Origin of the sequence: Kocuria sp., from assembly GCF_030530945.1 — a bacterium.
Taxonomy (GTDB): Bacteria; Actinomycetota; Actinomycetes; order Actinomycetales; family Micrococcaceae; genus Kocuria.
The window spans coordinates 380,230-390,480 of the sequence record NZ_JAUMTZ010000001.1 but is presented as its reverse complement, the minus strand read 5'-3'; the positions used below and the strand labels follow the sequence as shown (position 1 = coordinate 390,480).

General features: G+C 72.9%; 8 protein-coding genes. 2 read left to right on the top strand and 6 right to left on the bottom strand.

Annotated features, from left to right (window positions below; genetic code table 11):
* Positions 1-155: 155 nt before the first annotated feature.
* The 4 genes from clpB to Q4A22_RS01760 form a co-directional block, all read right to left on the bottom strand.
* Positions 156-2,813 (bottom strand): ATP-dependent chaperone ClpB, encoded by a 2,658-nt coding sequence (clpB, locus tag Q4A22_RS01775; RefSeq protein ID WP_303176802.1) that lies wholly within the window; start codon positions 2,811-2,813, stop codon positions 156-158.
* A 106-nt stretch (positions 2,814-2,919) separates the two neighbouring features.
* Positions 2,920-3,519, bottom strand: a complete 600-nt coding sequence (locus tag Q4A22_RS01770; protein ID WP_303176965.1) for a DNA-3-methyladenine glycosylase I — start codon at positions 3,517-3,519, stop codon at positions 2,920-2,922.
* A 2-nt stretch (positions 3,520-3,521) separates the two neighbouring features.
* The gene (locus Q4A22_RS01765) at positions 3,522-4,133 is read right to left on the bottom strand and encodes a GNAT family N-acetyltransferase (protein ID WP_303176801.1); all 612 of its coding nucleotides are present in this window, start codon (positions 4,131-4,133) and stop codon (positions 3,522-3,524) included.
* Entirely contained in the window at positions 4,130-4,795 is a 666-nt protein-coding gene (locus Q4A22_RS01760; RefSeq protein WP_303176800.1) for a hypothetical protein, read from the bottom strand. Before Q4A22_RS01760 ends, Q4A22_RS01765 begins: the two co-directional genes overlap by 4 nt.
* 52 nt (positions 4,796-4,847) lie before the next feature.
* Between Q4A22_RS01760 and Q4A22_RS01755 the strand changes: the two genes are divergently transcribed.
* A complete protein-coding gene (locus Q4A22_RS01755; protein ID WP_303176799.1) occupies positions 4,848-5,522 on the top strand; it encodes an HAD family phosphatase in 675 nt (224 codons plus the stop codon).
* 121 nt (positions 5,523-5,643) lie between these two features.
* A complete protein-coding gene (locus Q4A22_RS01750; protein WP_303176798.1) occupies positions 5,644-6,294 on the top strand; it encodes an HAD family phosphatase in 651 nt (216 codons plus the stop codon).
* Positions 6,295-6,377: 83 nt separating this feature from the next.
* Here Q4A22_RS01750 and Q4A22_RS01745 read toward each other — a convergent pair whose 3' ends face one another.
* Positions 6,378-7,988, bottom strand: a complete 1,611-nt coding sequence (locus tag Q4A22_RS01745) for a DEAD/DEAH box helicase (protein ID WP_303176797.1) — start codon at positions 7,986-7,988, stop codon at positions 6,378-6,380.
* Positions 7,989-8,272: 284 nt separating this feature from the next.
* Positions 8,273-10,192 (bottom strand): hypothetical protein, encoded by a 1,920-nt coding sequence (locus Q4A22_RS01740; protein WP_303176796.1) that lies wholly within the window; start codon positions 10,190-10,192, stop codon positions 8,273-8,275.
* Between the last annotated feature and the right edge of the window lie 59 nt (positions 10,193-10,251).

The following is a 10,251-nucleotide window of genomic DNA, read 5'->3' as shown; positions in this document are numbered from 1 at the left end:
GGGGCACCGGGCGCGGGGCCCGGGGGCCGCGCCCCCCCCACCCGGGTCGGCGGCGTGTCCCGCGGCGGGACCGGGCGCGGCGCGGGGCGGGAGGAGGCCGTCCCGGCGCTTCCTGCTTTCCCGGCGGCGCCAGGGTCAGAGCGAGTCGCTGCGGCTCACTCGTCCACGACCTCCGCGTCCACGATGTCGTCGTCCGCGGTGGGAGGGACGGCGCCGTCGTGCGAGGCAGTGACCGTGAGGCCGTCCTCGGCGACGTCCGGGTTGACGTCCACGAGGACCGTGTCCCCGTCCGTGATGGCGCCGGAGAGCAGGCCGCGTGCCAGGCGGTCGCCGATCTCGCGCTGCACGAGGCGGCGCAGCGGGCGGGCGCCGTAGGCGGGGTCGTAGCCGGTCATGCCGAGCCACTCGCTCGCCGCGGGCGTGACCACCAGCTCCAGCCGGCGCTGCGCGAGGCGCCTGGCCAGCTGGGCCACCTGGATGTCCACGATCTTCGCGAGGTCCTCGGTGCTCAGCGGGTCGAACATGATGATGTCGTCCAGGCGGTTGAGGAACTCCGGCTTGAAGGAGGCGTTGACCACGCCCATCACCGCGTCCTTCTTGGCCTGCTCGTCCATGGTGGGGTCCACCAGGAACTGGCTGCCCATGTTGGACGTGAGGATCAGGATCACGTTGCGGAAGTCCACCGTGCGACCCTGGCCGTCCGTCAGACGGCCGTCGTCCAGGACCTGCAGCAGGATGTCGAAGACCTCGGGGTGCGCCTTCTCGACCTCGTCAAGCAGCACCACGGAGTACGGGCGACGCCGCACGGCCTCGGTGAGCTGGCCGCCCTCATCGTAGCCCACGTACCCCGGAGGGGCACCGACCAGCCGGGAGACGGAGTGCTTCTCGGAGTACTCCGACATGTCGATGCGGATCAGGGCGCGCTCGTCGTCGAACTGGAAGTCCGCGAGGGACTTGGCCAGCTCGGTCTTGCCCACGCCCGTGGGGCCCAGGAACATGAAGGAGCCGATGGGCCGGTCCGGGTCGGAGATGCCCGCGCGCGAACGGCGCACGGCGTCCGCCACGGCGCTCACGGCCTGGCGCTGGCCGATCAGCCGCCTGCCCAGGACGTCCTCCATGTGCAGCAGCTTCTCGGACTCGCCCTGGAGCATCTTGCCCGCGGGGATCCCGGTCCACGCGGAGATCACCTCGGCGATGTCGTCCGCCGTGACCTCCTCGGAGACCATGGTGTCCGAGGACGGGCCGTTGGCCTCCTCCTGCGCCTGGGCGGCGTCGAGCTCCTTCTGCGCCGCGGGGATCTCGCCGTAGAGCAGCCGGGAGGCCTCGCCGAGGTCACCGTTGCGCTGGGCGCGCTCCGCCTGCGAGCGCAGGTCGTCGATGCGGGCCTTGAGCTCGCCCACCCGGTTCAGACCGGCCTTCTCCGACTCCCACCGGGCGTTGAGCGCGTCCAGCTCCGCCTGCTTGTCCGCCTTGTCCTGGCGCAGCACGGCCAGGCGCTCCACCGAGGCGGGGTCGGTCTCGCCGTCCAGGGCCAGCTCCTCCATGGTGAGTCGGTCCACGGAGCGGCGCAGCTCGTCGATCTCCTCCGGGGCGGAGTCGATCTCCATGCGCAGCCGGGACGCGGCCTCGTCGATGAGGTCGATGGCCTTGTCCGGCAGCTGGCGGCTGGGGATGTAGCGGTTGGACAGCTCGGCGGCGGCCACCAGGGCGGAGTCCGCGATCTGCACCTTGTGGTGCGCCTCGTAGCGCTCCTTCAGCCCGCGCAGGATGGCCACGGTGTCCTCCACCGAGGGCTCCCCCACGTAGACCTGCTGGAAGCGGCGCTCCAGGGCGGCGTCCTTCTCGATGTTCTCCCGGTACTCGTCCAGCGTGGTGGCACCGATCAGGCGCAGCTCGCCGCGGGCCAGCATGGGCTTGAGCATGTTGCCCGCGTCCATGGAGCCCTCTGAGGCGCCCGCACCCACCACGGTGTGGATCTCGTCGATGAACGTGACGATCTGACCCTCGGACTTCTTGATCTCGTCCAGGACGGCCTTCAGCCGCTCCTCGAACTCGCCGCGGTACTTGGCGCCAGCCACCATGGACCCGAGGTCCAGGGAGATCAGGGTCTTGCCGCGCAGGGACTCGGGGACGTCCCCGGCCACCATGCGCTGCGCGAGGCCCTCCACCACGGCGGTCTTGCCCACACCGGGCTCGCCGATCAGCACGGGGTTGTTCTTGGTGCGGCGGGAGAGCACCTGGACCACTCGGCGGATCTCGGAGTCGCGGCCGATCACCGGGTCCAGCTTGCCGTCCCGCGCGATGGCGGTCAGGTCCGTGCCGTACTTCTCGAGGGACTGGAACGTGCCCTCGGGGTCCGGGCTGGTGACCCGGCGGTCGCCGCGGACCTGCGGGATGGCCTCAGCCAGTGCCTCGACCGTGACGCCGGCGTCCTTGAGCACCTGGGCGGCCTTGTCCTGCCCGGCGGCCAGGCCGTAGAGCAGGTGCTCGGTGGAGACGTACTCGTCCTGCAGCTCCCGGGCGTAGTTCTCCGCGGCCTGCAGCGCCTGCAGGGCGGTGCGGCTCAGCTGCGGCTGGGCTGTGGAGCTCCCGGAGGCGCTGGGCATCTCGTGGATGAGGTTGCTCGCCTTGATCGACACGGCGTCCGCATTGGCGCCGGTGGCCTTCAGGACGGCGACGGCCACGCCGTCCCGCTGGTCCATCAGCGCCTTGAGCAGGTGTGCGGGCTCCACGTTGGGATTCCCCGCGGTGGCGGCGTTCGACGCCGCTCCCGCGAGGGCCTCCTGGGACTTGGTGGTGAACTTGGTGTCCACGGACACCCCCTTCTACTTGACTTTCGGTTTATCAGTTACCTTGAGTCTACTCCGCTCAATCTGAAAAGGGAAGAGTTTTCCACAAGCAGTTCCGTCCCGCACCGCGCTAGGACCACACCCCGGAGGTGCCCCGCCGGTGGCTTCCCACCAGGTGCGTGTCCACCACGCCGATCGCCTCCATGAGGGCGTACATGGTGGTGGGCCCCACGAACGCGAAACCCCGCCGCTTCAGCTCCCGCGACAGCGCCGCACTCTCCGGCGACCTGGTGGGCACCTCGGCGAACCGCTCCGGGCACGGGGTCTCGGCGGGCGCGAAGGACCACACGAGCGCCACGAGCCCCTCCTGTTCGCGGAGCGCCACGGTGGCCCGGGCGTTGGTCACGGCCGCGCGGATCTTGCGCTCGTTGCGGATGATCCGCGCGTCCCCCAGCAGCCGCTGCACGTCCGTCTCGGTCATCGCGGCCACGGCATCCGGGTCGAAGCCGTGGAAGACCTCCCGGAACGCCGGCCGTTTGGCGAGCACCGTGCGCCACGACAGCCCCGACTGGAAGCCCTCCAGCACGATCCGCTCGTACAGCCCTGCCTCGTCCCGGACCGGCATGCCCCACTCGTGGTCGTAGTACGCGCGCAGCAGCGGGTCCGCCGCCGCCCACACCGGGCGCGCGAGCCCGTCCTCACCGACCACCAGGTCCGGGTTCTCCGCCATGCTCACGCCTTCCTCTCCGCTCCGGGGCCGACGACGCCGCCCGCGCCCTCCACGCCCCCTCGTCCGTCGACCGCGACTCGCCGCGCGCGGGGCGCGGTGATCTCGAAGAGGGCGCACTCGGCGTCGTAGTAGGCGGTGGTGAGACCCCGCGAGGTCATGCCCAGGCGCCGGCACACCGCCTGGGAGGCCGTGTTGTGGGGGTGGGTCACCGCGACCACGTGCGCGAGCCCGCAGTCCCAGGCGTGCTCCAGGACGGCACGGGCGGCCTCGGTGGCGTACCCGCGGCCCCAGGCGTCCGGGTGCAGGTGCCAGCCGATCTCCACGTCGTGCGCGGTGTCCGCACCCGAGTCCGGAATGGGCTTGAGGAGCAGGGAACCCACCGGCCGGCCCTCCCACGTGCGGGCCAGCCACACCCCGTGGAGGGGGTGCTCCCCGTAGCGGGCGCGCCAGCCCTCGATCTTCTCGCGGGCGGCGTCCTCGGTGGTGACGCGCTGGGTGCCGTCCCCGATGTAGCGCTGCACGGCGGCCCGGGAGTAGAGGTCCCGCACGAACGGGGCGTCTGCCTCCTCGTACTCCCGCAGGCTCAGGCGGGCCGTGCGCAGCGGCACCGTCACGGCCGCACCTCGGAGGTCGGCTCCGCGTCCGGTTCTCCGGCCTCGGGTGCGGCGGACGCGTGGCGCGGGGGCTCGGGGTGGGACGGCACGCGGGGTGACCGGGCGGCGTCGTCACGCCCGTGGGCCTCCATGCGGTCCAGGCGCTCGTCCTCCGTGAGGGGCTCGCCGCCGAGGCGGCGGGCCGTGACGCGCAGCTCGGTGACGGCCAGCAGGACCAGCGCCACGGCCAGGGCCACGGAGAGCACGCCCAGGATGTTGACGAACCCGTACCCGAGCTCGAGGTACCGCGCACCCGCCACGTGCGTGAAGACCGAGCGCATGCCCTCCGCGGTGGAGTCGGGGAGGAAGAACCCGAAGGCCGCGGTGACGAGCCACGCGGCAAGGGCCGTGGCCACGGCCCGGTGGGTCACCGCGTGGGACGGGTAGTTCAGGCTGTCCCGGCGCAGCAGCGCGGCGGCCACCACGTGCAGGACCAGCAGCGGCAGGGCGAGTGCCACCGCGTAGACGGGGGTGAGCGAGCCGAGCAGGCCCACCGCGGCTCGGCCGAGGGCCACCCACGCCGCGAGCACCAGAGCCACGGCCACCATGAGCACCGGGAAGGCGCGAGTGACGGCAGATCCCGGTCTGGACAGGGCGGCGGGAGCGGGGTCCGTGGAGCTCATGAGCCCATCGTAGGTCGCGCGGGGTGCCCGGCGGAGGACGTACCGTGGGGCCATGAGCACCTCAGACTTCCCCCGGGCCGTCCTCTTCGACCACGACGGCACCCTGGTGGACACCGAACCCCTGTGGGAGGTGGGCAAGCAGCGGATCGTGGCCGCCCACGGCGGGCGGTGGAGCGAGCAGGACACGCGGGACACCCTGGGCAAACCCCTGGCCGCCACCGTCCAGCGGCTGTCGGAGCTGGGCGTCCCCGGCTCCCCCGAGGAGGTCTTCCGCGAGTTCTACGGCGTGCTCGAGGACGTGCTGGCCGAGAACCCGCCCACGTTCATCCCCGGGGTCCGTCCCCTGCTCGACGAGCTGTCCGTGGCCGGGATCCCCGCGGCGATCGTCACCAACGCCACGTCCGCGGTGGCCCGGTACACCGCGGGCCTCGCCCCGGAGGGTCTGTTCCGGGTGGTCGTCGGGGACGAGGAGGTGGCGCAGGGCGTGCGCCCCAAACCGGATCCGGACGCCTACCTCCAGGCCGCCCGCCGGCTGGGGGTGGACCCGGCGGCGTGCGTGGTCGTGGAGGACTCCCCCTCGGGTGCGGCCGCCGGGGTCGCCGCCGGAATCGTCACCGTGGTGGTCCCCGGCGTGCAGGAGGTGCAGGCCGGGCCCGGCATCGTGCACGTGCCCGCGCACTCCGCGCTGACCCTGGAGCTGCTGCGCTCCTTGGCACCCCGGGCCTGACCGCCCGGTGGATTCCGCCCCGGTGCGGGCCGCACCGCGGCGGGTCCTCCCGGCAGCCACGGCACTAGACTGGCGCCGTTGACTCGTCCCCCTGCGGACATCCCCTCCCCGAAAGGCGCACATGAGCTACCCCCTGGCCGTGCTCTTCGACCACGACGGCACCCTGGTGGACACCGAGCCCCAGTGGGCCACGGCAAAGCGCGCCGTCGCCGAGCGCTACGGGCAGACCTGGAGCGTAGAGGACGACCACGCCACCCTGGGCGGCACCGTGCAGGACGCCGCGCGGAGGCTCATTGAGCGTGGCGCCCCCGACGGCGTGGACGAGATCACGGCGGAGCTGGCCCGCCACGTCATCGACAGCATGGACGGCGAGGTGCCCTTCCTGCCCGGCATCACGTCCCTGCTCGAGGAGCTGAAGGCGGCGGACATCCCGGCCGCAATCGTCACGAACGCCCTGACCTCGGTGGCAGAGACCACCGCGGCCGGCGCACCGGGCGTGTTCTCCGGCATCGTCTCCCACGACGACGTCACCCACGCCAAGCCGGACCCCGAGCCCTACCTGCGCGGCGCCGAGCTCCTCGGTGTGGCCCCGCGGGACTGCGTGGCCGTGGAGGACTCCGAGCCCGGCGCGCGCAGCGCCGTGGCCGCGGGCATGACCGTGGTGGTGGTCCCCGGGGACAAGCCCGTCCCGGAGGGTCCGCACCGGGTCTTCGTGGACTCCCACGAGGACGTCACCCTGGACTTCCTGCGCTCCCTCGAACCCCCTGCCTGAAACTCCGTGTCCTCACGTTCCGGACAGCGAAGAACCCCCGGCTCGAATCTCGAGCCGGGGGTTCTTCACGTCGGGCGCGGTGCTCAGCGCACGGACTGTCCCGAGCGGTTGTTCTGACGACGCCGCTGCGCCGCCGCCGTGGCGCGGTCCGGGACCTGCCCGGCGCCACCGCGCTGCGCGGAGTTCCCGCGAGCACCCTGGGAGCCGGAGGTGCGCGCCGAACCGGGGCCGGCGGCGTCGGCGGACCCGCGACCGCGGGAGGTGGAACGGCCGCCGCGTCCGGCGTCCCCGCGGGACTCCCCCGCGCGGGCACCCGAGGGGCGCCGCGAGCCGCGGCCCTGGCCGGAACCGCCACCCTGCTCGGAGCGCTGGGCGGAGCCGCGCCCGCCGCCGGAACGGTTGCCGCCCTGCCTGGAGCCGCCGGAGCGTCCACCCGAGCGGGCACCGGAACGCCCGCCGGAGCGGTTGCCGCCGCCGTTCTGCGCGGGGGCGGGAGCCGGATCGTAGGCCACGCGCGCGGCGCGCTCACCCACGAGCTCCTTGACGACCTCGGAGTCCGGACCGACCTCGTCCACGCGCGGCTTCACACCGGCCTTCTTCATGAGCTTCGAGACGTCCGAGCGCTCCTCGGTGGTGGCAATGGTGATCACGGCACCGGAGGCGCCGGCGCGCGCGGTGCGCCCGGAGCGGTGGAGGTAGGACTTGTGCTCGGCGGGCGGGTCGATGTGGACCACGAGCTCCACGTCGTCCACGTGCACGCCGCGGGCGGCCACGTCCGTGGCCACGAGCACGCGCACGTCGCCCTCGGAGAACGCCGCCAGGTTGCGGTCGCGCGCGCCCTGGGACAGGTTGCCCTGCAGGTCCACGGCGGGAATGCCCGCCTGGCTGAGCTTCTTGGCCATCTTCTTGGCCCGGTACTTGGTGCGCGTGAACATCATGCGCCGCCCGGTGCCGGAGGCCAGGGCCTCGATGAGCGCCTGCTTGTCGTCCGCGTGGGTGACCAGGACCTGGTGGTCCATGGTGGTCACGGCCGCCTGGGCCTCGTCCGCGGAGTGCAGCACGGGGTCCTTGAGGAACTTCTTGACCAGCACGTCCACGCCGTTGTCCAGCGTGGCGGAGAACAGCAGCCGCTGCGAGCCCTTGGGGGTCTTCGCGAGGATGCGGGTGACCACGGGCAGGAAGCCCATGTCCGCCATGTGGTCCGCCTCGTCCAGCACGGTGACACGGACGTCGTCGAGCGTGAGCAGGCCCTGCTGGATGAGGTCCTCGAGCCGGCCGGGGCAGGCCACCACGATGTCCACGCCGTCCGCGAGCGCCTTCTCCTGGCGCTTCTGGGAGACGCCGCCGAAGATCACGGTGGTGTTCAGCCCGGCGGCCCTGGCGAGCGGGGCCACGGTGCGGTCGATCTGGGTGGCGAGCTCACGGGTGGGCGCCAGCACGAGCCCGGTGGGCCGGTGCGCACGGCGGTTCACCCGGCTGGAACCGGGGGCCAGGCCGGCCAGGCGGCTGACGAGCGGCAGCGCGAACGCCACCGTCTTGCCGGAGCCCGTGCGGCCGCGGCCGAGCACGTCGCGCCCGGCGAGGGAGTCGGGGAGAGTCTTCTCCTGGATGGGGAACGCTTCGGTGATGCCGCCGCGGGCGAGATCAGCGGAGAGCGCCTCGGAAACGCCGAGGTCGGTAAAAGAATGAGACAAAGAAAGTCTTTCAGGTGTTGGTCCGCGCGAAACGATTCCGCGCGCACGCGCCTCGCAGTGGGGCGCGAACTGCGCGCCTCGGACCGGCGCGCTTCGACCCCGTGCCGTGCACGGGGGAACTGCACCATTCTACACGGACCGCCGTGCGGCGCGCACCACGGGTGGGAGCAGGGGCGGAGGTGCGACGGCGGGCGGCCGGGCGGGGACGGACGCGGCAGCACCGGGAGCCCCGAAGCCCCCTCTGCGGCCCTGCCCCGAGACGGCCCCGCCCCGGAGCGCGCGGGCTAGAGGATCCGGCGCAGCAGTCCTTCGAGGGGACCGTCCCGCAGCATGCGCACGGCCCGCTCGGTGCACTCCGTCAGGGACCATCCCTTTGGCGCGGGGAAGGGCAGCGCGAGCGACCCGACGTGGGGCCGCTCTGCCCTGGTGGCGCCCACGGCCTGCAGTGCGGGAGCGCCGGGGTCCGCGAGCACCAGCGTGTCCACGGATTTTTCTTGCGGCTGGGTCACCACAGGGTGGGCCAGGAACGCGTCCACGTCCAGGCGGTACGCGTAGGTGGCCAGCTGGTACTGGTCCCCCATGCTCGCCCCCGTGAACCCGTCCTCGGGCCACCGCTTGTACTTGGCGTCCACCACCAGCAGCGGCCGTCCGTCCCCGCCGGGCTCGTCCGCGGGCGGGCCGAGGACCACCAGGTCCGGCCGCTTGGCGGAGACGGCCTTCCACTCTCCATCGCTCCCCGGGGCGTCGGGATCGCGGAAGAACACGTTCAGCCGGTACTGCTCGGTGACGGTCATCTCGCTGCGGCCCAGGGCCGCCCTCAGGTACTCGCCGACCAGCCGCTCCCACAGCACGCTGCTGGGGTACTTCAGGTTCACGAGCACCCCCGCCGTGTGGGTGGACTCCTCCGGGTCCACGCCGTGGCGGCGGGCCAGGACCGCCCGCGCGTAGCGGTAGGCCAGTCGCGTCTCCACCGGCATCCGTTGCAGCTGGGCGGGCGGCACCCCCGACGCGAGCAGGACGTGGGCGGGTTCCACGGTGACGTCCCGCAGCTGGGCGTCGCACGTCAGAGCGCGTTCCCGGTCCTCCGGAGCCTTCGCCTCGGAGGCCACGATCTGCACGGCACCGCGGACCGTCTGCCACAGGGCGGAGTCCGCGCTGAGGGAGTCGAACTCGCACAGCACGGGCAACCTGCGCCGCGCCGTGCGCCGGATCAGTCCCTGGGGGTCCATGCGTCCCCGCACGAAGGCCAGCTCTTCCGTGACGGGCAGGAACGTGGGCCTCCGGTGCTGCAGCGCGTCCTCCGTGCGGGCCAGCAGCTGCCGGTACACGATCTGCTCCAGCCCCGGCAGGTCCGGGAGCAGGTCCACCCCGCCGGCCGGCGGGTCCCGGCGGTCCGCGCCGGTGGCGGGCTCACCCTGCACGTGGTCGATCACGCTCCACAGGAGGGACACCGGGTCCGCGGGGCCGGCAGTCCCGTCCGCGCGGGGCAGCGCGGGCAGGTCCTCGCGCAGCGTCCCACGGAGCCGCGCCGTGAGCGCCACCTCCCGCCAGAGCGGATCCTTCTCGCCGTCCTCCGCATCCGAGCCGACGACGCCACCGCCTTGCGCCCCACGGTTTGGCCCCGTTGCGGTCTCCGGGGGTGCTGTTCGTGTCCCGTCCGGGGTGTCTGACCCGCCGGAGGTGCCGGGCCCGTCCGGTGCATCGGGTGCCTCGGTGGCGGGCGCGACGTCCGCGAGCGCCTCGCCACCGTCCCCCTGCCCGGCCTCCCGCGGAGCATCCCAGTCCAGGAGGGTGTCGCTCGCGACCTGTTCCAGGCTGCGGGCCCACTCGGGTTCCAGTGCGAGGATCTGCTGCTCGTGGATCACCAGCTGCAGGGTTCCGGGGAGCTGTCCGCGCTCCCCCGGCTCAACCCCCACCTCGGAGGCGCGCGGCAGGCGGGCCACCCTCGTCTCGTACCAATCGCGGTTCCACAGCTTGGGCAGCACGTGGAGCAGGAGGATGTCCGGACTATCGCCGGGCTTTTCCCCCTGCTCGGACTCGGTGTCCTGCGCTGTGCCGGACTCTTTCGCGGTGCCGATCTCCTGCGCGGGCTGGCGACGCAAGATCGTGAGGCCCACCCCGTTGCCCCGGGCACTGACCTGGAAGAAGCGCAGGCGTCCGGCGGTTGCTGAGGCGTAGCCCTGCCGGGCGGCGGAAGCGGGCACTCCACCCGCTTCGCTACCACTCGTGGGGTTCTCCTTGGTGGGCCCCGCGACGCCGCCGG

Coding starts and splice junctions, on each gene's coding strand:
- Q4A22_RS01770 (WP_303176965.1), bottom strand. CDS start 3,519: ATGGCGGAGAACCCGGACCTGGTGGTCGGTGAGGACGGGCTCGCGCGC.
- Q4A22_RS01760 (WP_303176800.1), bottom strand. CDS start 4,795: ATGAGCTCCACGGACCCCGCTCCCGCCGCCCTGTCCAGACCGGGATCT.
- Q4A22_RS01750 (WP_303176798.1), top strand. CDS start 5,644: ATGAGCTACCCCCTGGCCGTGCTCTTCGACCACGACGGCACCCTGGTG.
- Q4A22_RS01755 (WP_303176799.1), top strand. CDS start 4,848: ATGAGCACCTCAGACTTCCCCCGGGCCGTCCTCTTCGACCACGACGGC.